This window comes from Micrococcus sp. H39-S4, assembly GCF_027158145.1.
Lineage (GTDB): Bacteria > Actinomycetota > Actinomycetes > Actinomycetales > Micrococcaceae > Micrococcus > Micrococcus luteus.
This window is the reverse complement of sequence record NZ_JAPVLT010000004.1, coordinates 20,249-46,775: the sequence shown is the minus strand read 5'-3', so window position 1 is coordinate 46,775 and position 26,527 is coordinate 20,249. Positions and strand designations below refer to the sequence as shown.

25 protein-coding genes and 1 tRNA gene are annotated in these 26,527 nt (G+C 72.9%); 12 read left to right on the top strand and 14 right to left on the bottom strand.

Features of this window, described 5'->3' with window-relative positions:
• Positions 1 to 6: 6 nt before the first annotated feature.
• The 3 genes from O3T09_RS05305 to O3T09_RS05295 are packed head-to-tail and all read right to left on the bottom strand — an operon-like array spanning position 7 to position 2,619.
• Complete coding sequence (locus O3T09_RS05305) at positions 7 to 576, bottom strand: XRE family transcriptional regulator (protein WP_020626406.1); 570 nt, start codon at positions 574 to 576, stop codon at positions 7 to 9.
• Positions 573 to 1,289, bottom strand: coding sequence for a cyclase family protein (locus tag O3T09_RS05300; protein ID WP_020626407.1), 717 nt, complete (start codon positions 1,287 to 1,289; stop codon positions 573 to 575). The genes O3T09_RS05305 and O3T09_RS05300 overlap by 4 nt, the downstream gene beginning before the upstream one ends.
• The gene (locus O3T09_RS05295; RefSeq protein WP_060973602.1) at positions 1,279 to 2,619 is read right to left on the bottom strand and encodes a purine-cytosine permease family protein; all 1,341 of its coding nucleotides are present in this window, start codon (positions 2,617 to 2,619) and stop codon (positions 1,279 to 1,281) included. Before O3T09_RS05295 ends, O3T09_RS05300 begins: the two co-directional genes overlap by 11 nt.
• Before the next feature lie 184 nt (positions 2,620 to 2,803).
• On the opposite strand from O3T09_RS05295, the gene O3T09_RS05290 reads away from it, so the two are divergent.
• A complete protein-coding gene (locus tag O3T09_RS05290; RefSeq protein WP_101965712.1) occupies positions 2,804 to 4,300 on the top strand; it encodes a sodium:solute symporter family transporter in 1,497 nt (498 codons plus the stop codon).
• Between the two features lie 222 nt (positions 4,301 to 4,522).
• Positions 4,523 to 5,716 carry an alcohol dehydrogenase catalytic domain-containing protein gene (locus tag O3T09_RS05285; RefSeq protein WP_269295417.1) on the top strand — a complete coding sequence of 398 codons (1,194 nt, stop codon included), beginning with the start codon at positions 4,523 to 4,525 and terminating at the stop codon, positions 5,714 to 5,716.
• A gap of 76 nt (positions 5,717 to 5,792) precedes the next feature.
• Here O3T09_RS05285 and O3T09_RS05280 read toward each other — a convergent pair whose 3' ends face one another.
• Entirely contained in the window at positions 5,793 to 6,116 is a 324-nt protein-coding gene (locus O3T09_RS05280; protein WP_078025800.1) for a DUF202 domain-containing protein, read from the bottom strand.
• A 4-nt stretch (positions 6,117 to 6,120) separates the two neighbouring features.
• Positions 6,121 to 6,540 carry a YidH family protein gene (locus O3T09_RS05275; protein WP_041103054.1) on the bottom strand — a complete coding sequence of 140 codons (420 nt, stop codon included), beginning with the start codon at positions 6,538 to 6,540 and terminating at the stop codon, positions 6,121 to 6,123.
• Positions 6,541 to 6,633: 93 nt separating this feature from the next.
• On the opposite strand from O3T09_RS05275, the gene O3T09_RS05270 reads away from it, so the two are divergent.
• On the top strand, positions 6,634 to 7,764 hold the full coding sequence (locus tag O3T09_RS05270; protein ID WP_095353376.1) for a VIT1/CCC1 transporter family protein: 1,131 nt from the start codon (positions 6,634 to 6,636) through the stop codon (positions 7,762 to 7,764).
• A gap of 126 nt (positions 7,765 to 7,890) precedes the next feature.
• Here O3T09_RS05270 and sucD read toward each other — a convergent pair whose 3' ends face one another.
• The 3 genes from sucD to pcrA form a co-directional block, all read right to left on the bottom strand.
• Complete coding sequence (gene sucD / locus O3T09_RS05265; protein ID WP_020626414.1) at positions 7,891 to 8,811, bottom strand: succinate--CoA ligase subunit alpha; 921 nt, start codon at positions 8,809 to 8,811, stop codon at positions 7,891 to 7,893.
• Positions 8,812 to 8,838: 27 nt separating this feature from the next.
• A complete protein-coding gene (gene sucC / locus O3T09_RS05260; RefSeq protein WP_060973824.1) occupies positions 8,839 to 10,008 on the bottom strand; it encodes an ADP-forming succinate--CoA ligase subunit beta in 1,170 nt (389 codons plus the stop codon).
• 184 nt (positions 10,009 to 10,192) lie between these two features.
• On the bottom strand, positions 10,193 to 12,754 hold the full coding sequence (gene pcrA, locus O3T09_RS05255) for a DNA helicase PcrA (protein WP_020628342.1): 2,562 nt from the start codon (positions 12,752 to 12,754) through the stop codon (positions 10,193 to 10,195).
• A 115-nt stretch (positions 12,755 to 12,869) separates the two neighbouring features.
• Between pcrA and O3T09_RS05250 the strand changes: the two genes are divergently transcribed.
• From O3T09_RS05250 to O3T09_RS05240, 3 genes are all read left to right on the top strand, one after another.
• Positions 12,870 to 13,910, top strand: coding sequence for an acyltransferase family protein (locus O3T09_RS05250; protein ID WP_083908104.1), 1,041 nt, complete (start codon positions 12,870 to 12,872; stop codon positions 13,908 to 13,910).
• A 30-nt stretch (positions 13,911 to 13,940) separates the two neighbouring features.
• Complete coding sequence (locus tag O3T09_RS05245; protein ID WP_269295416.1) at positions 13,941 to 14,615, top strand: hypothetical protein; 675 nt, start codon at positions 13,941 to 13,943, stop codon at positions 14,613 to 14,615.
• A 43-nt stretch (positions 14,616 to 14,658) separates the two neighbouring features.
• Positions 14,659 to 14,732: transfer RNA gene (locus O3T09_RS05240), tRNA-Arg, on the top strand.
• Positions 14,733 to 14,758: 26 nt separating this feature from the next.
• On the opposite strand, the gene O3T09_RS05235 is transcribed toward O3T09_RS05240, so the two are convergent.
• The 3 genes from O3T09_RS05235 to O3T09_RS05225 all read right to left on the bottom strand — a co-directional run bounded on the left by O3T09_RS05235 (position 14,759) and on the right by O3T09_RS05225 (position 18,080).
• On the bottom strand, positions 14,759 to 16,627 hold the full coding sequence (locus O3T09_RS05235) for an ABC transporter ATP-binding protein (protein WP_199489688.1): 1,869 nt from the start codon (positions 16,625 to 16,627) through the stop codon (positions 14,759 to 14,761).
• Positions 16,628 to 16,703: 76 nt separating this feature from the next.
• Positions 16,704 to 17,198, bottom strand: a complete 495-nt coding sequence (locus tag O3T09_RS05230) for an HNH endonuclease (protein WP_020628346.1) — start codon at positions 17,196 to 17,198, stop codon at positions 16,704 to 16,706.
• A 159-nt stretch (positions 17,199 to 17,357) separates the two neighbouring features.
• Positions 17,358 to 18,080 (bottom strand): metal-dependent transcriptional regulator, encoded by a 723-nt coding sequence (locus tag O3T09_RS05225; RefSeq protein ID WP_020628347.1) that lies wholly within the window; start codon positions 18,078 to 18,080, stop codon positions 17,358 to 17,360.
• Positions 18,081 to 18,208: 128 nt separating this feature from the next.
• On the opposite strand from O3T09_RS05225, the gene serC reads away from it, so the two are divergent.
• Positions 18,209 to 19,336, top strand: coding sequence for a phosphoserine transaminase (gene serC / locus O3T09_RS05220; RefSeq protein WP_020628348.1), 1,128 nt, complete (start codon positions 18,209 to 18,211; stop codon positions 19,334 to 19,336).
• 19 nt (positions 19,337 to 19,355) lie between these two features.
• Here the strand turns inward: serC and O3T09_RS05215 are convergent, their stop codons facing one another.
• Both O3T09_RS05215 and O3T09_RS05210 read right to left on the bottom strand, forming a co-directional pair.
• Positions 19,356 to 19,877: a DUF3027 domain-containing protein gene (locus O3T09_RS05215; protein WP_020628349.1), complete on the bottom strand. Its 522-nt coding sequence runs from the start codon at positions 19,875 to 19,877 to the stop codon at positions 19,356 to 19,358.
• Positions 19,878 to 19,880: 3 nt separating this feature from the next.
• On the bottom strand, positions 19,881 to 20,264 hold the full coding sequence (locus O3T09_RS05210) for a cold-shock protein (RefSeq protein WP_020628350.1): 384 nt from the start codon (positions 20,262 to 20,264) through the stop codon (positions 19,881 to 19,883).
• Positions 20,265 to 20,475: 211 nt separating this feature from the next.
• Between O3T09_RS05210 and O3T09_RS05205 the strand changes: the two genes are divergently transcribed.
• From O3T09_RS05205 to O3T09_RS05185, 5 genes are all read left to right on the top strand, one after another.
• Entirely contained in the window at positions 20,476 to 20,727 is a 252-nt protein-coding gene (locus O3T09_RS05205; RefSeq protein ID WP_020628352.1) for a hypothetical protein, read from the top strand.
• A 77-nt stretch (positions 20,728 to 20,804) separates the two neighbouring features.
• Positions 20,805 to 21,512: a response regulator transcription factor gene (locus tag O3T09_RS05200; protein WP_020628353.1), complete on the top strand. Its 708-nt coding sequence runs from the start codon at positions 20,805 to 20,807 to the stop codon at positions 21,510 to 21,512.
• A gap of 1 nt (position 21,513) precedes the next feature.
• A complete protein-coding gene (locus O3T09_RS05195) occupies positions 21,514 to 23,319 on the top strand; it encodes a sensor histidine kinase (protein ID WP_136940007.1) in 1,806 nt (601 codons plus the stop codon).
• Positions 23,320 to 23,374: 55 nt separating this feature from the next.
• On the top strand, positions 23,375 to 23,665 hold the full coding sequence (locus O3T09_RS05190; protein WP_010079419.1) for a WXG100 family type VII secretion target: 291 nt from the start codon (positions 23,375 to 23,377) through the stop codon (positions 23,663 to 23,665).
• Positions 23,666 to 23,733: 68 nt separating this feature from the next.
• Positions 23,734 to 24,666, top strand: coding sequence for a DUF4031 domain-containing protein (locus O3T09_RS05185; RefSeq protein WP_041103081.1), 933 nt, complete (start codon positions 23,734 to 23,736; stop codon positions 24,664 to 24,666).
• 110 nt (positions 24,667 to 24,776) lie between these two features.
• Here the strand turns inward: O3T09_RS05185 and groL are convergent, their stop codons facing one another.
• A complete protein-coding gene (gene groL, locus O3T09_RS05180) occupies positions 24,777 to 26,408 on the bottom strand; it encodes a chaperonin GroEL (protein ID WP_078025818.1) in 1,632 nt (543 codons plus the stop codon).
• Positions 26,409 to 26,527: the final 119 nt, after the last annotated feature.

Here is a 26,527-nt window from a genome sequence, read left to right as displayed (position 1 = left end):
ACGGGGTCACGCGTGGCCCACGAGGGTCCACAGCACGACGGCGGGGCGGTCGTCCGGATTGGCCCACGAGTGGGGCTCGCGGCCGGGGAAGGTGACGGTGTCCCCCTCCTCCAACAGGTGCACGGCCTCGGTGGTCCGCAGCTCGAGGCGGCCGGTGACCACGTGCACCGCCTCCACGCGGCAGTCCACGGTGTACAGCTCCGCCTCCCCGCGGCCGCGCGGCGCGATGTCAGCGCGCAGGATCTGCAGGTCGCGACTGCCGCGCGGGGTGATCAGGCGCTCGCGGATGCCCTCGCCGCCGAGGTTGACCGCGGGGGCGTCGGCGAGGCGCACGACCGTCACCTCGGGCGCGTCCAGGACGTCGCCCGGGCTCGCGCCGAGCACCTGGCACAGGGTCACGAGCGTGCTCACGGACGGGCTCGTCAGGTCCCGCTCGAGGCGGGAGAGGAAGCCCTTGCTGACGCCGGCCGCCTCGGCCAGCTGGGCCACGGTGAGCCGCCGCGCCTCGCGCAGCGCGCGCAGCCGGCGGCCGATCAGCGCCTGGCCCGGGGTGGTCTCGAGCGGGAGGGCCTTCATCGCGTTCCTCCCGACGTCGGCCAGGCGAGGACGCGGGCCGGGGAGCCGTCGCCGCCGGCCAGGGGCAGCGGATGCACCTCGAGCCGGAGGCGGGCGGACCAGTCGGCGCGCGGCGCCGCCCCTGCGGGGCGGAGCGCGTCCAGCCCCACGAGGTTCTCGACGATGATCCCGTCGCCGCCGAGGAAGGCCGCGTGGGCAGGAAGGTCGGGCTCACCGGCGAGCCCGGTGGGATCGGGACTGAGCATGTCCACCCCCAACAGACGGATGCCACGATCCCACAGCATGGCCGCGGCCTCTCCTGTGAGGAAGGGATGACGCGCGCGGAGGAGGCCGTCGCGCCAGTGTCGATCCCAGCCCGTGGCCAGCAGGAGTCGGGCGGGCGTCTGCGCATCCGTGCCGGGCAGGAGGGGGGCCAGGCGCGCGGCGGAGATCGGCTCCCCGGGGGCGAGCCCGGCCAGACCGAGGACGAGGGTGTCCCCGCACAGCTCGTCCCAGGTCAGCCCCTCGACGGTGCGGCCGCCCGGCACGGTGTGGCACGGGGCGTCCACGTGGGTGCCGGCATGCGAGCCGATCTCGAGGGCCATGACCGCGACCCCGTCCTGGGCGACGGTGAGGGCGGGACGGATACGCACACCTGGATCGCCCGGGTACACGGGCATGCGGTCCTCCAGGGGGCGCGAGAGGAGCAGGGGGGCAACGGAGTCAGACGCCACGGCGTCCCTCGATCGACGCGCCGGCCTCCGGGCGGGCCTCCGGCCGATGACGCGGCCAGGCGAGCAGGGCGTAGAGCAGGGCGCTCAGGAGGAACACCGGGACGGTGACACCGACGGGACTGGGCCACACGTCCGTGAGCAGCCACGACGTCGCGGCACCGACGACCCACACGGCCACTGCTCGCCCGTGGACACCCCCGCGGAACCAGGCGCGCGGGCCACGGGCCACGAGCACGTCCAGGGTGGTGCGGCGGCCCTGGAGCACGTAGTCCACGAGGATCACGGCGAACACCGGCACGAAGAAGGCGCCGATCAGCGCAAGGAAATCTGTGAAGCGGGTGAGCAGGTCGAACCACATCGCACCGATGACGCTCACCGCGCCGAGCACCAGGGCGACAGGCACGAACGGAAGGGGCCGGCTCAGCGAGGCGTGGGTAACCGACGTCGCCATCCCGTAGACCACCATCGTGTTCGTGGCCATGACCGAGAGGAACATCACCACGGCCAGCGGCCAGCCGAAGGCCGCGACGAGGGTCGCCGGGTCGAAGGGGGTGGCCGCGGCGTCGCCCAGGAGCACGTGTGCGAAGGCCGTGAGGCCCAGGCTCATCGCGATGACGGTGGACAGGGTGTAGCCGATGCCAGAGCCCAGCGCGGCCGCTCGCGGGGTGCTCGCGTTCCGGGTGATGTCGGCGGAGAGGACGGTCCACGAGATGGCCGTGGCGAAGACGAGATCGAAGGCGAGGGCGGGAGTCAGCTCGACTGCGGGGTCCACCGGGATCGACGCCAGCTCGGCCGGGCCGTGGGCACGGAAGGCGGTGACGAAGATCCCGCCCATCACGGCGAGCATCACGAGGGCGAGCCAGGGTTCGATCCGCGCGATGCCCTCGTGCCCGAGGATCGCCAGGGCCACGACGACGAGCTGGCACAGGACCGCGAAGAGCATCGGCGAGGAGAATCCGGTGGCCGCGGACACCAGGGCGTCCACCGCGAGGCCGGCCAGCATGGCCTGCACCCAGGACCACCCCATCAGGACCACCACGTTGAACGTCACCGGCAACAGAGATCCGCGGTGGCCGAAGGCCGCACGGGTCAGCGCCATGGTGGGCAGACCGGTGCGGGCGCCGATGACCCCGACCCCCACCAGGACGAGGGCGCCGAGGACGGTGCCGAGCACGATGCTTGTCAAGGCGGTGGCATAGGAGACCCCGGGCTGGAAGAGGGTCCCCGTCAGAAGCGTGGTGACCACGAGGTTGGCGGCCAGCCAGATCAGGAGCATGCGGAGCGTGCTCACGGTGCCGCGGGGCGGTGTCTGGACGACATGCTCGGACACACGCGCTCCTCTCGTTCGACCCGGAGCCTGCGCCCCGTCGCCCTGGACGACATGTTGCCTGCGATGCAACATGTGTTTACCGTAGACCCAGATCGTGTGATCGGCAACACGCCGATCTCTCCTGTCCCGCCCGCGGCGCCCCCGCATCCCGGCGCCCTGGATCCCCTCGCCCCAAGGACCACCCGTGACCCTCAACCTGACCATCGTCGCCGTCTACCTGGTCGGCATGCTCGCCTTCGGCTGGTGGGGCAAGACCCGCGCCGCCAGCTCGGAGGACTACCTCGTGGCGGGCCGCCGCCTCGGGCCGGTGCTGTTCACCGGCACCATGGCCGCCGTCGTGCTCGGCGGCGCCGCCACCGTGGGCGGCGTCGGCCTGGGGTACGAGTTCGGGCTCTCCGGCGCGTGGCTCGTGGCCGCCATCGGCGTCGGCGTGCTCATCCTGTCGGTGGCGTTCGCCCCGATCCTGGCCCGCCTGAAGATCTACACCGTCTCGCAGATGCTGCGCCTGCGGTACGGCCGCGGCGGGGCCTCCCACGCCTCCTCCTTCGTGATGCTCGCCTACACGCTCATGCTCGCCGCCACCTCCACGGGCGCCTACGCGTCGATCTTCGTGGTGCTCTTCGGCTGGGACCGCTGGCTGTCCGTCCTGGTGGGCGGCGGCATCGTGCTGGCCTACTCCGTGCTCGGCGGCATGTGGTCCATCACCCTGGCCGACATGGCCCAGTTCCTCATCATGACCATCGGCCTGTTCGCCCTCATGCTCCCCCTCTCCCTGGCCAACGCCGGCGGCTGGAGCGCCATGCAGCAGCGCCTGGGCGCCGAGTTCTTCAGCTGGGACGGGATCGGCGTGCAGTCGATCGTCACCTACTTCGTGATCTACACCCTCGGCCTGCTGATCGGCCAGGACGTCTGGCAGCGCGTCTTCACGGCCCGCTCCCCGCGCGTGGCTCAGATCGGCGGCGCCACGGCGGGGCTGTACTGCATCGCCTACGGCGTCGCCGGCGCCGTGATCGGCATGGCCGCCCGCACGGTGACCGCGGACATCGCCACCACGGACGACGTGTTCGCGTGGGTCGCCCAGAACCTGCTGCCCGTCGGCGTGGGCGGCGTGGCCCTGGCGGCCGCCGTCGCGGCCATGATGTCCACCGCATCAGGGGCGATCATCGCGGCCTCGACCGTGATGCGCACCGACATCCTCCCCATCCTCCGCGGCGAGGCCGCCGCCGCCGAGGACGGCGCCACCACCGAGGACGCGGCCACGGAGACCGCGGCGGAGCTCGCCTCGAACCGCGGCTGGGTGCTGCTGCTCGGCGCCGTCGTGCTGGGGCTGGCGATCGTCGTCCCGGACGTGGTGGCGGCCCTGACCATCGCGTACGACATCCTCGTGGGCGGCCTGTTCGTCGCGATCGTCGGCGGCCTCGTGTGGAAGCGCGGCACCGGCACGGCGGCGCTGTGGTCCATGGTGGTCGGGACGGTGGGCACCCTCGGCACCATGGGCTGGCTCGAGCTGAACGCCGCCGAGCCCTTCGAGGGCGTCTTCGCGAACGAGCCGATCTACGTCGGCCTGGCCGCCTCCGCCGTCGTGTACGTCCTCCTCAGCCTGATGACCCGGCCCACCGACCCCGCGGTCCTCGAGGCCTGGCGGGTGCGCTCCCGCCACGGCGTCGACGCCGCGGTCTGAGAGTGCCTCTGGCCGACGACCCCGGGGCCTGTGATCCTCCGACGCCCGCACGATGGCCGAGGCCAGGTGACGGGTGCTGCGGGCGGCGGCGCGCGACCCTTCCCCGAGCTCCCCGCCGACCCCTACTGTGTCCGTACAACCCGGGACCGGGACTCCCCCTCGGGTTCGTCCCGTCTCCCGCCCTGCCAGGGCCTCGATAGAGACAGAAAGGCAGCAGTTCCCATGACCACCAAGAACCGCGCCGTGGCTTTCCACGGCATCAAGGACGTGCGCGTCGACGAACTGGACTTCCCCAAGCTGGAGATGCCCGACGGCTCCGCCGCCCCGCACGGCGTCATCCTCAAGATCGTCGCCACCAACATCTGCGGCAGCGACCTGCACATCTACCGCGGGTCCTTCCCCGCACCCGAGGGCATGGTGCTGGGTCACGAGATGACCGGCCAGGTGCTGGAGGTCGGCAGCGACGTCCAGTTCCTGCAGGAGGGCGACCTCGTCTCCGTGCCGTTCAACGTGGCCTGCGGCCGCTGCCGCAACTGCCGCGCTGGCCGGACCGAGATCTGTGAGACCGCCAACCCGGAGCAGGCGTGCGCCGCCTACGGCTTCAATCTGGGCGGCTTCCAGGGCGGGCAGGCCGAGTACCTGTTCGTGCCGTACGCCGACTTCCAGCTGCTGCGCTTCCCGGACCAGGAGCAGGCGATGGAGAAGATCCTGGATCTTGCCGTGCTCTCGGACATCCTCCCCACGGCGTTCCACGGTCTCATGGCAGCCGGCGCCAAGCCCGGCTCCACCGTCTACATCGCCGGTGCCGGCCCCGTGGGCCGGTGCGCCGCGGCCGCCGCTCGGCTGCTGGGCGCCTCGTGCATCATCGTGGGCGACCAGGACGCCTCGCGGCTGGAGCTGGTGCGCAAGCACGGCTGCGAGACCATCGACCTCTCCACCACGGAGAACCTGCAGGACGCCGTGAGCGACATCCTCGGCGAGCCGATGGTGGACTGCGCGGTGGACTGCGTCGGCTCCGAGGCCCACGGCCTGGGCTCCGCGTCCGATGAGATGCAGCCGATCGCCGCCGTGAACCAGGTCCTGGACATCACCCGTCCGGGCGGCGCCACGGGCATCATCGGCATCTACGGGCCGGACCCGATCGCGGAGACGAAGGCCGAGCAGGAGGGCACCTTCCCGGTGGACTTCGGCAAGGCCTGGATCAAGTCGCCCCACATCATCGGCGGCCAGGCGCCCGTCATGCGCTACAACCGCCAGCTGATGATGTCGATCCTGTGGGATCGGATGCCGTACCTGACGGAGATGGTCAACCCGCGCGTGATCAGCCTGGACGAGGCACCGCAGGCCTATGCGGAGTTCGACCAGGGCTCCCTGGAGAAGTTCGTCATCGACCCCCACGGCATGATCGCCCGCTGAGCGGTCCGCCTCCGGATGCACGACGGCGCCCCTCACCCGCCCCGCGCAGGTGAGGGGCGCCGTCGTCGTCCGCGGATCATGCCGCGTGCAGCAGCGTGGCGGTGATCCCGAGGGCCGCCAAGCCCACCACCAGCGCGACCATGCAGGCCACCGACGCCAGGGCCGGCCGGGCCTGCTCCCGCGCGATTCCGTCCGCGTGCGCCACGTAGCGCCGGCGCTGCGTGGCCAGCACCGCCGCCCCGCCGACGGCCGCCACCACCGCAGGCCCGAACGCCCACGCGCCGACGGCCGGCCACCACCTCAGGAACGTGAGGCTGAGGACGCCCAGCGCCAGGGCCGTGCGGCCCCAGCTCATCACGGTGCGCTCGGGCTGCAGCCCCGGGTCGTGATGCAGGCGCATCGTCTCAGCCCCGCGGAAGGACGACGGCGGCCAGCAGCACCACGACGGCCAGCACGACGCCCCCCGCGAGGACCGGGACGATCAGCGGCAGCGGCAGCGGACGGCCGCGGCGCATCGCCCGCTCCACCCGGAGCCAGCGCGCGCCCGCGCCCAGGGCGAGCAGCGCCGCCAGGACGAGCAGCACCGTGCTCAGCACCACCCGGACCGGCGGCGCGAAGAGGGCGCCGGTGAACGCCTCCACCGCGACCCCGCCGGCCAGCAGCGCCAGCGCCGTCCGGACCCAGGCCAGGAACGTGCGCTCGTTGGCGAGCGTGAACCGGGGGTCCGGCTCCTCCCCGCCCGCCAGGAGGCGGTGCTGCCAGGCCGGCCGGCCGCCGTCGTGGGCGGCGGTCTCGGGGCCGTCGGGGGTCTCTGCTGCGTCCATGCGGCCATGGTAGCGACGGCGTAGACTGGCCGGTCGGGCGCGCCCGGCCGCGACGGCGCCGCCCGTCCCCGCCCGCCCATCCGATGGAGCCCCATGAGCCCCGCCCACACCGCCACGCCCGCGGCACGTCCCGAGCCGACCCGCGAACAGGTCCGACGCTGGCGCCGCTACCTCGCCGACGAGATCGCCGAGGGCCAGATCTACCGCGACATCGCCGCTCGCAAGGACGGCGTGGAGCGCGACATCCTGCTCGGCCTCGCCGAGGCCGAGCGCCGCCACGAACAGCACTGGCGGGCCCTCCTGGGCGAGCACGCCGAGAACCCGCCGCGCCCCTCCCTGCACCGCATCCTGCTGCGCTGGCTCGCGCGGATCTTCGGCTCCGTGTTCGTGCTAGCCCTGGCCCAGCGCGCCGAGTCGGACACTCCCTACGCGGAGGACCAGGACGCCCCCGAGGGCATGGTGGCGGACGAGGCCATCCACGAGGAGGTCGTGCGCGGCCTCGCCGCCCGGGGTCGCGAGCAGCTGGCCGGCAACTTCCGCGCCGCCGTCTTCGGCATGAACGACGGGCTGGTCTCCAACCTGGCGCTCGTGATGGGCATCGGCGCGACGGGCGTGGCGCCGTCCGTGGTGCTGTTCACCGGCGTGGCCGGCCTGCTGGCGGGCGCGCTGTCCATGGCGGCCGGCGAGTACGTCTCGGTGCGGTCCCAGCGGGAGCTGCTCGAGGCCTCCTCCCCCACCCAGATCACCCTCGAGGCGGCCCAGCACCTGGACCTGGACCACAACGAGCTCAAGCTCGTCTACCTGGCCCGCGGCATGACGCCCGAGGACGCCGAGCACCGCGCGCTCGAGCGCCTCGGCTATCTCACGTGCGACTGCAACCCGCAGTTCTCCGCCCGTCCCGACGGCTCCCAGGGGCCGGTGGACCACTCGGACTCCTTCGCGGAGATCGGCTCGGCGTGGAGCGCCTCCCTGTCCAGCTTCGCGTTCTTCGCCTCCGGCGCACTCATCCCGATCCTGCCGTACATCTTCGGCATGTCCGGGCTGTGGGCCCTGGGCCTGGCGGCGGCGATGGTGGGCGTGGCCCTGCTCTTCACCGGCGGTGTGGTCGGGCTGCTGTCCGGCTCCTCACCGCTGGCTCGGGGCCTGCGCCAGCTCGCGATCGGCTTCGGCGCCGCTGCCGTGACGTACGTGCTCGGCCTGCTCTTCGGCGCGAACGTGGGCTGACGGGCGCCCACCGCCTGCTCCGCCCCGCACAGCACACGGCCCCTGCCCCTCACGACGAGGGACAGGGGCCGCGGTGCATCCGCCTGCCGGTGCGGAGCGCCGGCATCGGCGCCCCGCACCGCGGGATCAGGCCTGGGCCTGCAGGATCTCCCGCATGAGCTGAGCGGTCTCGGACGGCGTCTTGCCGACCTTCACGCCCGCGGCCTCGAGGGCCTCCTTCTTGGCCTGCGCGGTGCCGGCGGAGCCGGAGACGATGGCGCCGGCGTGGCCCATGGTCTTGCCCTCCGGGGCGGTGAAGCCGGCCACGTAGCCGACGACCGGCTTGGTGACGTTGGCCTTGATGAACTCGGCCGCACGCTCCTCGGCGTCGCCGCCGATCTCGCCGATCATCACGATGGCCTGGGTGTCCGGGTCGGCCTCGAACGCCTCGAGGGCGTCGATGTGGGTGGTGCCGATGATCGGGTCGCCGCCGATGCCGATGGCCGTGGAGAAGCCGAAGTCACGCAGCTCGTACATCATCTGGTAGGTCAGCGTGCCGGACTTGGACACGAGGCCGATGGGGCCGGTGCCGGTGATGGTGGCCGGGGTGATGCCCGCCAGGGCCTCGCCCGGGGTGATGACGCCGGGGCAGTTCGGGCCGATGATGCGGGTCTTCGGCTTGCCGTCCTCGCCGGTCTTCGACTGGGACAGGGCGAAGAACTTGGCGGTGTCCTGCACCGGGATGCCCTCGGTGATGACCACGAGCAGCGGGATCTCGGCCTCGATGGCCTCGATGGCGGCGTCCTTGGCGAAGGCCGGCGGCACGAAGGCCACGGACACGTCCGCACCGGTCTTCTCCATGGCCTCCTTGACGGTGCCGAAGACGGGCAGCTCGACGGCGTTGCCGTCCTTGTCCTCGTGGGACACGGTGGTGCCGGCCTTGCGGGCATTCACGCCGCCCACGATGTTCGTGCCGGCCTTGAGCATGAGGCGGGTGTGCTTGGTGCCCTCACCGCCGGTGATGCCCTGGACGATGACCTTGGAGTCCTTGTTCAGGTAGATCGACATAGCTGTTTCCTCAGTCTTTCCGAACGGTCAGTTCGCGGAGTGGGCGAGCTCGGCGGCCTTGTCGGCGCCCTCGTCCATGGTGGCGGCCAGGGTGACGAGCGGGTGGTTCGCCTCCTGCAGGATGCGGCGGCCCTCCTCCACGGCATTGCCGTCCAGGCGCACGACCAGCGGCTTGGTGGCGGTGTCACCCAGGATCTCGAGGGCCTTGACGATGCCGTTCGCGACGGCGTCGCACGCGGTGATGCCGCCGAAGACGTTCACGAACACAGACTTGACCTGCTCGTCGCCCAGGATGACGTCGAGGCCGTTGGCCATGACCTCGGCGTTGGCGCCGCCGCCGATGTCCAGGAAGTTGGCCGGCTTCACGCCGCCGTGCTGCTCGCCGGCGTACGCGACGACGTCGAGGGTGGACATCACGAGGCCGGCGCCGTTGCCGATCACGCCGACCTGGCCGTCCAGCTTCACGTAGTTGAGGCCGTTGGCCTTGGCCTTGGCCTCCAGCGGGTCCTCGGTGCGCTCGTCGACGAGGGCGGCGTGGTCCTCGTGGCGGAACTGCGCGTTGTCGTCGAGGGAGACCTTGCCGTCCAGGGCGAGGATCTTGCCGTCGCCGGTCTTCACCAGCGGGTTCACCTCGACGAGGGTGGCGTCCTCCTTCTCGAAGACCTCCCAGAGCTTCTGGATGACCTCGGCGACGTCGGCGCGCAGCTCCTCGGGGAAGCCCGCCTCGGCGACGATCTTCTGGGCGGTCTCGGCGTCGATGCCGGTCAGCGCGGAGACGGGCACCTTGGCGAGGGCCTCGGGGCGCTCCTCGGCCAGCTGCTCGATCTCCATGCCGCCCTCGACCGAGCACATGGCCAGGTAGGTGCGGTTGGCGCGGTCCAGCAGCACGGAGAAGTAGTACTCCTCGGCGATGTCGGCGCCCTGGGCGATCATGACCCGGTGCACGGTGTGGCCCTTGATGTCCATCCCCAGGATGGCCTTGGCGTGCTCGTAGGCCTCGTCGGCCGTCTTGGCGACCTTCACGCCGCCGGCCTTGCCGCGGCCGCCGACCTTCACCTGCGCCTTGACGACGGTGACGCCGCCGATCTTCTCCGCGGCCGCCTTGGCCTCGTCCGGGGTCTGCGCAACGATGCCGGCCAGCACGGGGACGCCGTGCGCCTCGAACAGATCGCGCGCCTGGTACTCATACAGGTCCACGGTGGTGTGTCCTTCTTGGTCGAAGACAGGGTCTGCCGGCCTCGCCCGCGGGCGCGGCCGACGTCGACGCCCCCTCCGTGGCCGGGCCGGGCACGGGGGCACAGCAGGGCGGCGGACGGCGGCGTTCCACGGCTCACTCTAGTCCACACCCCGGAGAGACCGGGGAGTCGGCGGGCCGGTCCCGTCAGCCCTCGACCTTCGTCAGCGGGGCGTAGCGCAGCAGCAGCCGCTTCTGCGCCCCGGTGGCGTCGAAGGTGACGGTCGCGACGGTCTTGTCCCCCGCGCCCGCGACGGCGTCCACACGCCCCTCGCCGAAGGTCGCGTGGGAGACGCGGTCGCCCGGGCTGAGCGCCACGATCTCCTTCTGCGGCTGCACCCGGCTCGGCGCCTTCCCGCGCACCACGGCGGAGGGCACCGTGAGGTCCGCCGGCTCGTCCCCGCGGGTGAGGCGCTGGGGCCGCGCGCCGTCGTCGTCCCGGGACCGCCAGGCCGGTCGCCCGCCGCCGAACCGCCCCGCGTAGCGCGAGGTGCCGGCGCCGGTCAGGCTCAACGACCCGGCCGAGCGCGAGGTGCCCTCCCGCTCCCAGTCGATGAGCGCCTCCGGGATCTCCCCGAGGAACTGGCTGGGCGGGTTGAACTGGTGCTGGCCCCACAGCGAGCGTGCCTCGGCGCGTGTCAGGAACAGGCGACGGCGGGCGCGCGTCAGGCCCACGTAGGCCAGACGGCGCTCCTCCGCGAGCTCCTTCTCGTCCGTCATCGAGCGGGCGTGCGGGAACACCCCGTGCTCCATGCCCGTCAGGAACACCACGGGGAACTCGAGGCCCTTGGCGGTGTGCAACGTCATGAGCGTGACCTGGCCCTGCTGCTCGGCGAGCGCCTCGCCCTCCACGTCCGGGGCCGTGGGCAGCTGGTCTGCGTCCGCCACGAGCGCCACCTGCTCGAGGAAGTCGGACAGGGTGCCGTCCGGGTGCGTCGTCTCGAAGGAGCGGACGACGGCGACGAGCTCGCCGAGGTTGTCCGCGCGGGACTCGTCCTGCAGGTCCTCGGACTCGCGGAGGGCGGCCAGCATCCCGGACTGCTCGAGGACGGCCTCCAGGACGGTGGCCGGGCCGGCGGACTCGGCGACCTGGCCGAGGTCGTCCATCATCTGCACGAAGCCGCGGACGGCCTTGAGCGAGCGCGCGGCCATGCCGGGGGCGTTCTCGGCGTCGCGCAGGGCCGCGGAGAACGTGGAGCGGTTGTGCTCGGCCCAGGCGGCGATGGCGCCCTCGGCCCGGTCCCCGATGCCCCGCTTGGGCTCGTTGAGGATGCGGCGCACGTTGACGTCGTCGTCGGGGTTGACGATCACCCGCAGGTAGGCGAGCGCGTCCTTGATCTCCTTGCGGTCGTAGAAGCGCGTGCCGCCGATGACCCGGTACGGGATGCCGCGCGTCACCAGCCGCTCCTCGAGTGCACGGGACTGCGCGTTGGTCCGGTAGAACACGGCGACGTCGGCCGGGCGGATCCCGTCCTCGTCCTGCAGCCGGTCGATGGTGGTGGCGATCCACTCCGCCTCGGCGGACTCGTTCTCCGCGGCGTAGCCGACGATCGCGGGGCCCTCCCCCTCGGCCGTCCACAGGCGCTTGGGACGGCGGTCCGGGTTGCGCTCGATCACCGCGTTGGCGGCGTCCAGGATGGTCTGCGTGGAGCGGTAGTTCTGCTCGAGCTTGATGGTGACGGCGTCCGTGAAGTCCTGCTCGAACTCGACGATGTTGCGGATGTCCGCGCCGCGGAACGCGTAGATGGACTGGTCCGAGTCGCCGACGACGGTCAGCTCGCCGCCGGGGGTCTCCACGCCCTCGGGGTCGCCCGCCGGGCCGGCGAGGAGCCGGATCAGGCGGTACTGGGCGTGGTTGGTGTCCTGGTACTCGTCCACGAGGACGTGGCGGAACCGGCGGCGGTAGTTGTCCAGCACGCGCGGGAACGCCTCGAACATGTGGACCGTCATGCCGATCAGGTCGTCGAAGTCCAGGGCGTTGGCCTGGCGCAGGCGGGCCGTGTAGTCCCAGTAGACGGCGGCGACGGCGCGGCCCCACGGGTCCCCCTCGGCCACGGTGGCGGCGTAGTCGTCCGCCTCCACGAGCTCGTTCTTCAGGGAGCTGATGCGGTTCAGCAGGGCCTTGGGCGCGAAGCGCTTCGGGTCCAGCTCGTGCTGCTTGGCGACGGTGGTGACCAGGCGCAGGCTGTCCGCCGAGTCGTAGATGGTGAACGTGGACTTCAGCCCGATGTTGGCGGCCTCGTTGCGCAGCAGCCGCACGGCGGAGGAATGGAACGTGGAGATCCACATCCGCTGGGCGGTGGGACCGATCAGCCCGGCCACGCGCTCGCGCATCTCCGCGGCGGCCTTGTTCGTGAAGGTGATGGCGAGGATCTCGTGCGGCCGCGCCCGGCCGGTGGCGAGCAGCCACGCGATGCGGTGGGTCAGCACCCGGGTCTTGCCCGAGCCGGCGCCCGCCACGATCAGCAGCGGCGCCCCCGTGTGGGTCACCGCGGCGGCCTGCTGCGGGTTGAGCCCCGCCACGAGCGACTCGGGAGTGTGCGCCGGAGCGGCCGGGCGGGCGTCCTCGCCCCAGGCCTCGGGGTCCGCGGCCGCGCGCGTGACGGCCGGGGGCACGAGCCCGGGCAGGGCGGTCTCCGGGTCCGCGGGGCGGCGGGTCCGGTCGAGGTTCAGGGGCGTGCGTCCGAGCGCGGAGAAGAGGTCAGCCATGGTGCCCCGAGTCTAGGCGGGGCACCGGACAGCACAGGGCGGGGCCGGGGGACGGAGCGCGAGCCCGACGACGTCGCGGACCCGCGGGCGCCGCGCCGTCGTCTACCCTCACTGTGTGTCCGCCTCCACCATGCCCAGCACCTCACCCTCAGCCCGGAGCGCTGTCTCCGGCTCCCGCGTTCCGGGGGCCGCCGGACGGGAGCACGGGATCGACCAGATCCGCGGTATGGCGGTCTTGCTCGTGGTCATCGCCCATGTGCGCAGCATCCCGATCGGTGTGGGCGTGGACGTGAACTCGGAGCTCCTCGTCATGTTCACGAAGGAGTTCCACACCTTCCGGATGCCCGTGCTGCTCGTGCTCTCCGGTCTCCTGTTGGGCCGTTCTCTTCACAAGCCGCTGTCCACGTACTACCGGGGGAAGGCGGAGAAGATCCTCTGGCCGTTCCTCGTGTGGGCGGCGATCACGGCGTTCGCGCAGGCGGCGCCGGAGCGGCTCCTGGTCACCCCCGGCCGGTATCTGCTCGGCGGCCCGTGGCACCTCTGGTTCCTGTGGGTGCTGCTCGCCTGCTACCTCGTGGGCCCGGTGGTGCGCTGGGTCCCTGCGTGGCTGCTGGTGCCCGCCATGCTGGCCGGCGCGCTCGCGCTGGGCAAGGACGGCCCGGAGTGGCTGCTGGACCCCCTGTTCTGGGGCGCGTTCTTCTTCCTGGGCGCAGCGCTCGGCTCTCGACTCGACTCCGTCCGCCGGCTGCCCTGGCCCGTCGTCGTGGCCGCCGCCGTGTGGGCCTTGGCCGCCGTCACGCTCCACTCGACCTCCGCCGAGTTCCTCTACATCTCACCCGCCCGGCCGATCGTGGCGTTCCTGGGGCCGCTCGGGGCCGTCGTCGTCGTCCTCTGGGCGAGCGGGCGGCTCCCCCGGTTCCCGCTGTTCGAGTTCGTGGGGCGGCGGTCGATGGTGATGTACGTGGCCCATGTGCCCGTGATCATGGTGATCTCCTTGGTCCTGGGAGACTGGGCTGTCGGACACCGTTGGCACTTCTACGCGCTCACGGGTTTGGCGGCCGTCTGCGTCCCCCTGCTGCTGGCCGTCGCCTATCGTCCACTGCGCTGGCTGTTCGAGGCACCCACCTCGGGCCTCGGATCACGCTGCGCACCCTGACCTTCCATCCCGCCATCCCAGGAGTCCGCCGTGGCTAAGAAGTCCCAGAAGCACCGTCGTCCTCAACAGGCGCGCACTGGCTCGCACGCCGGGGTGCCCGCCGCCAGCCACCCGGTCGAGCGCGCCGGACCCGAGCACGCCACCCTGCTCGACGTCTCGCCGCGCGCGGACCTCGCCGCGGCCGCTGAGCGCGAGGGCAGCCCGGCGATCCCGGTGAGCGCGCTGATCGTGACCACCCTGCTCGTGGGCGCCTACTACCACCTGCTGGTGCTGCAGCAGATGACCCAGCTCAGCGGCGGCCTGGCGATGCCGGACTCCCTGCTGTTCTACGGGCAGGACCACATCCGCGCGCTCTCCGCGGTCATGGACGAGGACGCCCGCGGCCAGCTGAACTGGGTGCACAAGACGGCCGGCGTGATCTTCCCGATCGCCGTGGCACTGACGGTCACCGCGGTCGGCGCATGGCGCCTGCGTCCCGTCGGCGCCAAGTGGGCCGTCTTCGGGCTGGGCGTGCTGTTCGCGGTCGTGGACATCTGCGAGAACATCGCGATCGAGCAGGCGATCGCCGCCGGCGGCCCGGGCACCGGCCTGGCCGCCGCCCTGACGCTGACCCGCTGGGTCCTGCTGGCGCTGCTCGCGCTGGCGGTGGCCGTGATGCTGTGGGCCGGGCGGCGCCGTCGTGGTCGCGCCACGCGGGCGGCCTGAAGGGCTCGGCTAGACTCGCTCACCGGACCGACGCACGGTCCGCGCCCCAGTAGCTCAGTTGGATAGAGCGACCCTCTCCTAAAGGGTAGGCCGTCGGTTCGATTCCGGCCTGGGGCACCTGGGCGGCCGGTCCGGTCGCCGCCTCATTCCGCGTCGGCGAACTGCGTGGTGTAGAGCTCCGCATACCGCCCGCCCGCCGCGAGCAGCGCGGCGTGCGTGCCGCGCTCCACGATCCGCCCGGCCTCGACCACGAGGATCTCGTCCGCGCTGCGCACGGTGGAGAGCCGGTGCGCGATCACGATCGCGGTCCGCCCGGCCAGCGCCTCCCCCAGCGCCTCCTGGATGGCGCGTTCGTTGGTGGAGTCCAGCGCCGCCGTCGCCTCGTCCAGCACCACGACGCGCGGAGCCGCCAGCAGCAGCCGCGCGATCGTCATGCGCTGCCGCTCGCCGCCGGAGAGGCGGTAGCCGCGCTCGCCGACCACGGTGTCCAGCCCGTCCGGCAGCGCCTCGACCACGGGGCGCAGGCGGGCCCGCTCGACGGCGTCCCACAGCTGCTCGTCCGTCGCGTCGGGGCGGGCCAGCGTCAGGTTGGCGCGCACGGTCTCGTGGAAGAGGTGGCCGTCCTGGGTCACCATGCCCACGGCCCGCTGCAGGTCCGCGAACGCGAGGTCCCGCACGTCCACGCCGCCGATCTCGACGGCGCCGGAGGTGACGTCGTGCAGGCGCGTGACGAGCGAGGCTATGGTGGACTTGCCCGCACCCGAAGAGCCCACGAGGGCCACGGTGGCCCCGGCGGGCACGGCCACGTCGATCCCGTGCAGCACCTCCTCGCCGCCGCGCGTGTCCAGCACGGCGACCTCCTCGAGGGAGGCCAGGGACACCTGCTCCGCGGTGGGGTAGGCGAAGCGCACGTCCCGCAGCCGCACGGACAGCGGGCCCTCCGGCAGGGTTGCGGGCCGCGCGGGCTCCGTGATGAGGGGCTCCAGGTCCAGGACCTCGAACACGCGCTCGAAGCTCACGAGCGCGCTCATGATCTCCACGCGGGCGTTCGCCAGTGCGGTCAGCGGCGCGTAGAGGCGGGTCAGCAGCAGGGCGAGAGTGACGACGTCACCGGCGTCGAGGGTGCCCGCGATCGCCTGGAGCCCGCCCACGCCGTACACGGCCGCGAGCGCGAGCGCGGAGACCAGGGTGAGCAGCGTGGTGAAGACGGCCTGGCGCACGGAGATGTCCACGCCGGTGGCGCGCACGCGGTCCGCGCGGCGGGCGAACTCGGCGGACTCGGCGGCGGGGCGGCCGAAGAGCTTGATGAGTGTGGCGCCGGGAGCGGAGAACCGCTCGGTCATCTGGTCGCCCATGGCCGCGTTGTGCCCGGCCCGTTCGCGGGACAGGTCCGCCAGCTTCGAGCCGACCGCCCGGGCCGGCACCAGGAACAGCGGCAGCATCACGAGGGACAGGACGGTGACCTGCCAGCTGGTGGCCACCATGACGCCCAGGGTCAGCGCCACGGACACCACGTTCGCGACGACGCCGGAGAGGGTCCGCGAGATCGCCGACTGCGCCCCGATCACGTCGTTGTTCAGGCGTGAGACGAGCGCGCCGGTGCGGGTGCGCTGGAAGAACGCCACCGGCATGCGCTGCACGTGGTCGAACACGGCGGTGCGCAGGTCGTAGATGACGCGTTCCCCCAGCCCGGCGGAGAGCCATTTGGTGAACACGGACAGCGCCGCGTCGAGCACGGCCACGAGGGCGATCAGCAGGGCCAGCCGCACCACGAGCCCGCGGTCCGCGCCGCCGGTGATCGCGTTGACGACGTCGCCGGCCAGCACGGGCGAGGCCACGCCGAGCACCGCGCCCACGATGGACGCCGCGACGAACACGATCAGGCGGGTGCGGTACCGGCCCGCGAACGCGATGGTCCGGCGCACCGTGCCGCGGGCGAGGCTCTGCTGGGCGTCGGACTGCCCGCGGGTCATCCGCATCATGGACATCCGTGCCGCCGACTCCATGCTCATGGGCCCCTCCGCTCTCTCGACCGTTGGAGAGTCTAGGAACCGCCGGGCACGGGCGGGCGCGATTCCGCTTCCGGCGTCAGGCCGCCAGGCGCAGGTAGTCCCGCCACGCTTCGGCGGGCCGCTCCAGCTCGCGGATCCGCCACTGGGCCCCGCGCGGGCGCACCGGCTCCACCCGCAGCCGCCAGCCCAGGGCCTCGAGCGAGCGGTCCGCCTTCGCCCCGTTGCAGCGCAGGCAGCAGGCCACGAGGTTCTCCCACGAGTTCTCGCCGCCCCGCGAGCGCGGCCGCACGTGGTCCACGGTGGTGGCGTGGGCGCCGCAGTAGGCGCAGCGGTGTCCGTCCCGGCGCAGCACGCCCTTGCGGGAGACCGGGGCCGCGTCCGTGTGGGGCACCCGGATGTACTGGTGCAGCAGGATCACGAGGGGCCGGCCCCACGCGCGGGTGGGGCTGCGCATCGGGTCACCGGCGTCCTCGAGCACGCTCGCCTTGCCGGTGGCCACGAGCAGCAGCGCCCGGCGGTCGGAGACGACCGAGAGGGGTTCGTAGCCGGCGTTGAGGACGAGTGTGCGCATCGGGGGCCTCGGAAGCGTGGGGACACAGGGGCGTCGTGTCCCCACGCTAGACGCGGGTGCATCGGCGCGCCGCGTGTCGCCTGCGGCGGCGGAAGAGGTTCACCGGCCCGTCACCGGGCCATCACGCCCCCGTCACGCACGACGACGGCGCGCCGCGCCTCAGCCGTCGAGACGCTCGACCCACACGTGCGCGGCCGTGGCCTCGGCCAGCTCGAGGGCCCCGCCGTCCGCGGCCGCGCCGTCCTCCGCCTCGCCCTCGACCCGGATGTACCCGGCGTCGCGGGCGGCCTCGGCACGCACCACACGGCCGGGGGTCACGCCGGCGCCGGCCAGCTGGGCCAGCAGCTCGGGGTCGGTCTGCACGCCCTCGGCCAGCCCGCGGACGCGGAACCGGCCGGCGGTGGCGGCCTCCTCGGAGAGCCGGGCGCCCGCCAGGCCCATGTCGCGGCTCCAGTCCTCGGCGGAGGCCTGCTCGGGCCGGGGCGGGATCGGGGTGCCGTAGGGGGTCTCGGTGGGGTTCTCCAGGAGCGTGAGCAGGCGGCGCTCCACCTGGTCGCTCATCACGTGCTCCCAGCGGCAGGCCTCCTCGTGGACGAGCTCCCACTCGAGGCCGATCACGTCCGCGAGCAGGCGCTCGGCCAGGCGGTGCTTGCGCAGCACGGACACGGCCCGCTCGCGGCCCGCCACGGTCAGCTCCAGCCGACGGTCCGCGCCCACGTGCACCAGCCCGTCCCGCTCCATGCGGGCCACGGTCTGGGAGACGGTGGGGCCGGAGTGCTCCAGACGCTCGACGATGCGGGCGCGCAGCGGGGGGATGCCCTCCTCCTCGAGCTCGAGGATCGTGCGCAGGTACATCTCGGTGGTGTCGATCAGATCCGTCATGGCACGTCCTCTTCCCTCGGGCTCTTCGTCCCGGACATCCTAGCGAGGCGTGAGTCACGTGGACGGCCGGTGGTCCCGGGCGCGGGAGAATGGGCGCGACCCGCGACCCCGAAGCGTCAGGAGCACGCATGACCTCCCCCGCCGAGATCACCATCCCCCAGGACCTGCTGCCGGCCGACGGCCGCTTCGGCGCCGGCCCCTCCAAGGTCCGCCCCGAGCAGCTGAGCGCGCTCCAGGACGCAGCCGGGCTGCTCGGCACGTCGCACCGTCAGAAGCCGGTCAAGGACCTGGTGGCGAGCGTCCGGTCGGGCGTCGCCGAGCTGTTCTCGGCGCCGGAGGGCTACGAGGTGATCCTCGGCGTCGGCGGCTCCACCGCGTTCTGGGACGCGGCCGCCTTCAGCCTGGTCCGCGAGCGCGCCCAGCATCTGAGCTTCGGCGAGTTCGGCTCGAAGTTCGCCAAGGCCACCGACCAGGCGCCGTTCCTGGCGCCGTCGGACATCCGCACCTCCGAGCCGGGCACCCGCCCCGAGCCGGAGGCCGTGGCCGGGGTCGACGTGTACGCGTGGCCGCACAACGAGACCTCCACCGGCGTGATGGCGCCCGTCGTCCGCCCCGCGGGCATCGACGAGGACGCCCTGGTCGTCGTCGACGCCACCTCGGCCGCGGGCGGCCTGCCGGTGGACGTGTCCGAGGCGGACGTGTACTACTTCGCGCCGCAGAAGAACTTCGCGTCCGACGGCGGTCTGTGGCTCGCGCTGTTCTCCCCGCGGGCCCTGGCGCGGGTCGCGGAGATCAAGGAGTCCGGCCGCTGGATCCCGGCGTTCCTGGACCTGGCCACGGCCGTGGAGAACTCCCTCAAGGACCAGACCTACAACACGCCCGCGCTGGCCACGCTCGTCATGCTGGACGCGCAGCTGCGCTGGATGAACGGTCAGGGCGGGCTGGACGCGATGACCGCCCGCACCGCCGACTCCTCCTCGCGCGTGTACGCGTGGGCCGAGGCGTCGTCGTTCGCCACGCCGTTTGTGGCCCGGTCCGAGGACCGCTCCGCCGTGGTCTGCACCGTCGACTTCTCCGACGACGTCGACGCGGCGGCGGTCGCCCAGGCCCTGCGCGCGAACGGCGTGGTGGACGTGGAGCCCTACCGCAAGCTCGGCCGGAACCAGCTGCGGATCGCGACCTTCGCCGCGACCGAGCCCGAGGACGTCGCGGCGCTGCTGCGCTGCATCGACCACGTGGTCGAGCGCCTGGCCTGAGCCGCCGGGGTGCGCCGGCTCAGCCGCGGTCGGCCGCCGCGGGCTCGGGGGCCGTCTGGGCGGCGTCGTCCGGCGCGGTCTCGGGCGCCGGGGCGCCGGGCACGCGGCCCTCGGCCACGGCCTTCAGCCGCTCGCGCTCCTCCTCGTTCACGCGCTCGGCGTACGGCACCCACGGGGGTGCCACGAGCGCGCCCTCCCCCGCCATGAGGCCGGTCTCGCACACGGTGACCTGCTTGGCACGCGGGGCCCGGGCGATCGTCACGTACCAGAGCCAGCCCGCGTAGCCGGGCATGCGGCACGCGAAGCGGTGCGTCAGGAGGCGGTCGTCGTCCACGAGCACGTCCACGTGCTCCCCCACCTCGTCCGGGGCGGCCAGCCCATCCAGCCCCGCGCGGGCGGCATCCACGGCGGCGGCGAGCAGCTCGTCGCGGCGCGGGGCCCGGCGACGCGCGGGCGGCAGGGCCGTCCTCTCCTCGGCGGGCGTGGGCTCGGCGTCGGGGCTCCGGTGGTCGACACGCGGGGCGTCGTCGTGGGTGGTCATGGCTCAGGCCTCCAGGTCGTCGGCGACACGACGCAGCACCTGCGCCATCTTCTGCGCCTGGGCGCGCTGGGGGTAGCGGCCGCGGCGCAGGCCGTTGGATGTCTGGTCCAGCCACGTGATGAGGTCCTCCATGAGGACGGCCATCTCGGTGGCGCCGGGTCGGTGGTTGCGGACCACCGAGGGCGCGGCGTCGAGCACGCGCAGCGAGAGCGCCTGCTTGCCGCGGCGGCCCTCGGCCACGCCGAACTCCACGCGGGTGCCTCCGCGCAGCTCGGTCACCCCGGCCGGCAGGGCCGAGGCGGGCACGTGGACCTCCTCGCCCTCGTCCGTCTGGGCGAACCCGAAGCCCTTGGTCGAGTCGTAGAACTTGATGCGTCCGGTGGGCATGTGCGTCACCTGCTCCTCGTCATGTGGGTCCACCGCGTCGGGCCGGCGCCGCAGGGGCGGCCGTGCTCTCGTCTCGGGTCGGCGGGGTCCGGCACCGGCGTGGCGGTGCGCCGCGGCATCGGTGGGACCAGCCTGGCCGTGCGCCCGGAGGGGACGGCGGAGGACGTGGTCGTCAATGACCTCCCAGGATAGCCCGACTAGAGTGGCGGGCATGCCTCGGACCTCCACCCTCCCCACCCCCGCGCCCGCCGACCACCGGGGCGGTCGCGGCGTCGTCCTGGTGCTGGGCGTGGCCGTGACGGCGGTGTCCGCTCTGGCCCTGGTGGCCCTGCTGGTCGCGTACTTCCTGGCGTGGCCGGCGTCCCCGGCGCTGTTCGCGCTCGCGCTGTTCGGCCTGCCCGTCGGCTTCGGCCTGATGCTGCTGCACGTGGTGCTGGGCGCCGTCCGGCGCTCGCGCCCCTGAACCGCCGGGCCCACGACGCCCCGCGACATCCAGCGCCCTTTCAGGGTGTTCCCAGGTCAGAGCGGTTGACTGGCCCCATGCAGCATCAGAACCCCGAAGCACGCCTCCTGGTGGTGGACGACGAGCCCAACATCCGCGAGCTGCTCTCCACATCCCTGCGCTACGCCGGCTTCGAGGTCACGGCCGCGGCCAACGGCCGGGAGGCCCTGGACGCCGCCGAGGAGTTCCAGCCGGACCTGGCCGTGCTGGACGTGATGCTCCCGGACATGGACGGATTCACCGTGACCCGCCGCCTGCGCTCCGCCGGCCGTCACTTCCCCGTCGTGTTCCTCACCGCGCGGGACGGCACCGAGGACAAGATCACCGGCCTGACGGTCGGCGGCGACGACTACGTGACCAAGCCGTTCTCCCTCGACGAGGTGGTCGCCCGCATCCGCGCCGTGCTGCGCCGCACCGCCTCCCTCGACGACGACGCGGCGGTGCTGCGCGTGGACGACCTCGAGCTCGACGACGACGCGCACGAGGTCCGCCGCGGCGGCGAGGTCGTGGAGCTCTCCCCCACCGAGTTCAAGCTGCTGCGCTATCTCATGATGAACCCGAACCGGGTGCTCTCGAAGGCCCAGATCCTGGACCACGTGTGGGAGTACGACTTCAACGGGGACGCCTCGATCGTCGAGTCCTACATCTCCTACCTGCGCCGCAAGATCGACGTCGGCGGCCGCGAGAAGATGATCCACACCAAGCGCGGCGTCGGCTACATGCTCCGCACCGCGGACAAGCGCTGACGTGCGTGCGCGGCTCGACGCCGCGGCGGCCCACGTCCGCCATCCGCGCGCCTGGCTGAGGGGCACGTGGCAGGGGCAGTCCCTGCGCACCAAGCTGGTCGTGATGATCGCGGCGCTCATGCTGGCCCTGGTCGCCGTCACCGCCCTGGCGACCGCGGCGCTGTTCCGCCAGGAGGCGGTGCGCCAGCTGGACGAGGACATGGCCGCCAACCGGGACACCGTCTCGATGTACCTGGCCAACGTCGCCCAGACCGGCGAGTACTACATGCCGCAGCTGCCCATCCTGCGCTTCTACGGCGTCGTGTGGGACAACGAGGGCGCGCGGGTCGTCCAGACCCCGGTGACGCCGGACGCGGACGAGCCGGCCCTCCCGGACATCACCCCGGCCGAGGCCCGCGAGCGCGGCTCCGCCTCCTTCGAGGTGCCCGGCACACAGGAGGACTCGAGCGGCTGGCGCGTGCAGCTGTACGGGCTGAGCAGCGGCGACGGCACCATGGCCGTGGCCCTGCCCCTGCAGAGCGTGACCTCCTCCGTCGAACGCGTCACCTCGATCGTCGTGACCATCGGCCTGCTCGCGACGGCGGGCACCGTGATCGTGGCCAACCTGGCGGTCCAGCGCGCGTTCCGCACCCTGAACCGCGTGGAGCGCACCGCCGCCAAGATCGCCGCCGGCGACCTGAGCCAGCGCGTGGAGAGCGCGGCGCCCGACACCGAGGTGGGCCGGCTCTCCCGCTCCCTCAACGCGATGCTCGCGCACATCGAGTCCGCGTTCCGGGACAAGGAGATCTCCGAGGACAAGATGCGCCGCTTCGTGCAGGACGCCTCCCACGAGCTGCGCACCCCCCTGGTCACCATCCGCGGATTCTCCGAGCTGTACCGGCACGGCGGGCTGCGCGAGGAGGAGGACGTCGCCGCCGCCATGCAGCGCATCGAGTCCGAGGCCACCCGCATGACCCGCCTCGTGGAGGACCTGCTCACCCTGGCCCGCCTCGACGAGCAGCGCCCCCTCGAGCACGCCCCGGTGGACCTGCTCATCCTCGCGATGGACTCCATGATGGACGCGTCCGTGAACGCCCCGGACCGCAGGGTCACCCTCGTGGGCCCCGACGACGACCGGGCGGCCCCGGCGCCCATCCTCGGCGACGAGAACCGGATGCGCCAGGTGGTGGTGAACCTCATGGCCAACGCTCTGCGCTACACCCCCGCCGGCACCCCCATCGAGATCGCGGTCGGCACCGTCGACCACCTCGGCGGCCAGGCCGGGGCCGACGGCGCGGGCCGCAGCTCCGTGATCGAGATCCGTGACCACGGGCCGGGCGTGTCCGAGGAGGACCGCGCCCGCATCTTCGAGCGCTTCTACCGCGCGGACACCTCCCGGCACCGCGAGACGGGCGGCACGGGGCTCGGCCTGGCCATCGTCGCGGCGATCGTGGCCCAGCACGGCGGCTCCGTCCGGCTGCTTGAGACGGAGGGCGGCGGTGCCACCTTCTCCGTCCACCTGCCGTGGGCGCCGTTCGAGGACGAGGCGGACGAGGACTTCGAGGACGAGTGCCCGCCCGCACGGGACACCGACGACGACGCGGCCGGTCCGCCCACCGGCCCCCTCGCCCTGACCGCGCCGTCGGGCGCCGGCGCCAGCGCCGCGGACGCCGCCCGGAGCAGCCGCCTGCTGCGGGCGGCGGAGCGGTTCCGTCGCGCCTCGGCCGAGCGCCGCCGTCGGGCGTCTGCTCCTGCACAGGCGCCTCAGACCGCCGCCCCGTCCCCAGGCGAGGACGACCCAGCAGCGGAGCGGGACGCCCGTCCCTAGCGTGGTGCCCGGCGGCACCCGCCGCCCATCAGGACTCACCAGAGGGGACAGTCACATGAGCATCGTGCAGATCGACGTCGAGGACCTGCGGGCCAAGAGCGGGGCGGTGGAGGGCTCCATCGGCCGCCTCCAGGCGGAGGTGAGCACCATGGAGGCCAACCTGCGCCAGCTGCAGGACACCTGGCGCGGCCAGGCGGCCGCGAACTTCCAGGGCGTGCTCACCGAGTGGCGCGCCACCCAGCAGCGCGTGGAGGAGTCCCTGGCGGGCATCCGCCGCGCGATGGACGCCGCCGCCACCCAGTACCAGGACGCGGAGACCGCCAACGCCGCGATGTTCCGGTTCTGAGCGCCCGGCGCGGACCGGGGTGCGGCCGGCCGGCCGCGCCCCCGGTCCGCGCTTCCTAGAGTGGGGGCATGACCGTCCTGATCGACCCACCCGCGTGGCCCGCCCACGGCACCGTGTTCTCCCACCTCGTCTCCGACGCCTCCCTCGAGGAGCTCCACGCGTTCGCGCGGGCGGCGGGGCTCTCGGAGCGGGCCTTCGACCGGGACCACTACGACGTGCCCGCGCACCGACGTGCCGAGCTCGTGGCCCGCGGGGCGGTGCCCGTCAGCGGACGGGAGCTGGTGCGCCGCCTCGCCGCCTCGGGGCTGCGCGTGCCCGCCCGGAGCCGCGCCGAGAAGCGGGACGTGGTCCTCGCCCGGCGCTGGGCGCGGCTGTTCGAGGGCACGGCGGCGAGCCCAGATGCGGTGACGACGGCGGGTCGCGACCTGCTGGCCCGCTGGACGGAGCCGCATCGGCACTACCACGACCCGGCCCACCTGCTCGCGGTGCTCGAGTCCGTGGACCTGCTCGAGCGGGCGGGGGCGGAGACCGGACCGGATCCGCGTGCGGTCCGCCTGGCCGCGTGGTTCCACGACGCCGTCTACGCCGGGGACCCCACCGCGCCCGCCGGCCAGGACGAGGCGGACTCGGCCGCCCTGGCCCGGGACGTGCTCACCGATCCGCGGCTGGCCGTGCCGGCCGACGTCGTCGACGAGGTGGCACGCCTGGTGCTGCTCACCGCCGCCCACGACCCGGCCCCGCACGACGCGGCCGGGGCGGTGTTCTCGGACGCGGACCTCGAGGTCCTCGGCCGCTCCCCCGAGGCCTACGCCCGCTACGTGGCCGCGGTGCGGCGGGACTACGCGCACGTGTCCGACGCGGACTGGGCCCGCGGTCGCGGCGCGGTGCTGGACGCCCTGCTGGGCGCCGAGCGGCTGTATCGGACCGCGCCCGGCCGAGCGCGCTGGGAGGCCGCCGCCCGCCGCAATCTGGCGGCGGAACGAGCCGCGCTGTCGGCCTGAGCGGGGCGCCTCGGTGCTGGCCCGGAACGCGGCGAGGCCCGCCTCCCCGGACGGGGAGACGGGCCTCGCAGGCTGGGCGTCCGAACGGGTCGGGCCGGCTCAGCGGCTGATCACATCATGCCGCCCATGCCGCCCATCGGGTCCATGCCCTCGGCGCCGGCGGCGGCCTTCTCGGGCTTGTCCGCGACGACGGCCTCGGTGGTCAGGAACAGGCCCGCGATGGACGCGGCGTTCTGCAGGGCCGAGCGGGTCACCTTCACCGGGTCGTTGATGCCGGCGGCCAGCAGGTCCTCGTACTCGCCGGTGGCGGCGTTCAGGCCGTGGCCGTCGTCGAGGGTCTTGACCTTGTCCGCCACGACGCCGGGCTCCAGGCCCGCGTTGAAGGCGATCTGCTTCAGCGGGGCCTCGATGGCGACCTTGACGATGTTCGCGCCGGTGGCCTCGTCGCCCTCGAGCTGCAGGCCGCCGAACGCCTTGGCGCCGGCCTGGATCAGGGCCACGCCGCCGCCGGCGACGATGCCCTCCTCCACCGCGGCCTTGGCGTTGCGCACGGCGTCCTCGATGCGGTGCTTGCGCTCCTTGAGCTCCACCTCGGTGGCCGCGCCGGCCTTGATGACGGCCACGCCGCCGGCCAGCTTGGCGAGGCGCTCCTGCAGCTTCTCGCGGTCGTAGTCCGAGTCGGTGTTCTCGATCTCGGAGCGGATCTGTGCCACGCGGCCGGCGATCTGCTCGGCGTCGCCGCCACCCTCCACGATGGTGGTCTCGTCCTTGGTGATGACCACCTTGCGGGCGGAGCCCAGCAGGTCGAGGGTGGCGTTCTCCAGGGACAGGCCCACCTCGGAGGAGATGACCTGGCCGCCGGTGAGGATGGCGATGTCGGCGAGCATGGCCTTGCGGCGGTCACCGAAGCCCGGGGCCTTCACGGCCACGGACTTGAAGGTGCCGCGGATCTTGTTGACCACGAGGGTGGCCAGGGCCTCGCCCTCGACGTCCTCGGCGATGATCAGCAGCGGCTTGCCCGACTGCATGACCTTCTCGAGGATCGCCACCATGTCCTTCACGGAGGAGATCTTCGAGTTGACGATGAGGATGTAGGGATCCTCGAGGACGGCCTCCTGGCGGTCCGCGTCGGTCACGAAGTAACCGGAGATGTAGCCCTTGTCGAAGCGCATGCCCTCGGTGAGCTCGAGCTCGAGGCCGAAGGTGTTGGACTCCTCGACGGTGATGACGCCCTCCTTGCCGACCTTGTCCAGGGCCTCGGCGATGAGGGAGCCGATCTGCTTGTCCGCGGCGGAGATCGAGGCGGTGGCCGCGATCTGGTCCTTGGTCTCGATCTCGCGGGAGGCGGAGAGCAGCTCAGAGGTGACGGCCTCCACGGCCTTCTCGATGCCGCGCTTCAGGGACAGCGGGTCGGCGCCCGCGGCCACGTTGCGCAGGCCCTCGCGGACCAGCGCCTGGGCCAGCACGGTGGCGGTGGTGGTGCCGTCGCCGGCGACGTCGTCGGTCTTCTTGGCGACCTCCTTGACGAGCTCCGCGCCGATCTTCTCGTACGGGTCCTCGAGCTCGATCTCCTTGGCGATGGAGACGCCGTCGTTGGTGATGGTGGGGGCGCCCCACTTCTTCTCCAGCACCACGTTGCGGCCGCGGGGGCCGAGGGTCACCTTCACGGCGTCGGCCAGGGTGTTCAGGCCCTTCTCCAGGCCGCGGCGGGCCTCTTCGTCGAATGCGATGGTCTTGGCCATGTGCAGGTCCTTTCTGGACGTCGGCTTCCTACTTCTGGTGGCTGACCCGCGCCGATGCCCGCGACGGACGGCCCCTGGGGGCCTCATCGGTGGACAGGTCCTCCTCCACGGCGCCGGAC

Excerpts from the sequence above, each read along its gene's own strand:
- O3T09_RS05305 (WP_020626406.1), bottom strand. The coding sequence starts at position 576 with ATGAAGGCCCTCCCGCTCGAGACCACCCCGGGCCAGGCGCTGATCGGC.
- O3T09_RS05285 (WP_269295417.1), top strand. The coding sequence starts at position 4,523 with ATGACCACCAAGAACCGCGCCGTGGCTTTCCACGGCATCAAGGACGTG.
- O3T09_RS05280 (WP_078025800.1), bottom strand. The coding sequence starts at position 6,116 with ATGCGCCTGCATCACGACCCGGGGCTGCAGCCCGAGCGCACCGTGATG.
- O3T09_RS05275 (WP_041103054.1), bottom strand. The coding sequence starts at position 6,540 with ATGGACGCAGCAGAGACCCCCGACGGCCCCGAGACCGCCGCCCACGAC.
- O3T09_RS05270 (WP_095353376.1), top strand. The coding sequence starts at position 6,634 with ATGAGCCCCGCCCACACCGCCACGCCCGCGGCACGTCCCGAGCCGACC.
- sucD (WP_020626414.1), bottom strand. The coding sequence starts at position 8,811 with ATGTCGATCTACCTGAACAAGGACTCCAAGGTCATCGTCCAGGGCATC.
- pcrA (WP_020628342.1), bottom strand. The coding sequence starts at position 12,754 with ATGGCTGACCTCTTCTCCGCGCTCGGACGCACGCCCCTGAACCTCGAC.
- O3T09_RS05235 (WP_199489688.1), bottom strand. The coding sequence starts at position 16,627 with ATGAGCATGGAGTCGGCGGCACGGATGTCCATGATGCGGATGACCCGC.
- O3T09_RS05230 (WP_020628346.1), bottom strand. The coding sequence starts at position 17,198 with ATGCGCACACTCGTCCTCAACGCCGGCTACGAACCCCTCTCGGTCGTC.
- O3T09_RS05225 (WP_020628347.1), bottom strand. The coding sequence starts at position 18,080 with ATGACGGATCTGATCGACACCACCGAGATGTACCTGCGCACGATCCTC.
- serC (WP_020628348.1), top strand. The coding sequence starts at position 18,209 with ATGACCTCCCCCGCCGAGATCACCATCCCCCAGGACCTGCTGCCGGCC.
- O3T09_RS05215 (WP_020628349.1), bottom strand. The coding sequence starts at position 19,877 with ATGACCACCCACGACGACGCCCCGCGTGTCGACCACCGGAGCCCCGAC.
- O3T09_RS05210 (WP_020628350.1), bottom strand. The coding sequence starts at position 20,264 with ATGCCCACCGGACGCATCAAGTTCTACGACTCGACCAAGGGCTTCGGG.
- O3T09_RS05205 (WP_020628352.1), top strand. The coding sequence starts at position 20,476 with ATGCCTCGGACCTCCACCCTCCCCACCCCCGCGCCCGCCGACCACCGG.
- O3T09_RS05200 (WP_020628353.1), top strand. The coding sequence starts at position 20,805 with ATGCAGCATCAGAACCCCGAAGCACGCCTCCTGGTGGTGGACGACGAG.
- O3T09_RS05190 (WP_010079419.1), top strand. The coding sequence starts at position 23,375 with ATGAGCATCGTGCAGATCGACGTCGAGGACCTGCGGGCCAAGAGCGGG.
- O3T09_RS05185 (WP_041103081.1), top strand. The coding sequence starts at position 23,734 with ATGACCGTCCTGATCGACCCACCCGCGTGGCCCGCCCACGGCACCGTG.
- groL (WP_078025818.1), bottom strand. The coding sequence starts at position 26,408 with ATGGCCAAGACCATCGCATTCGACGAAGAGGCCCGCCGCGGCCTGGAG.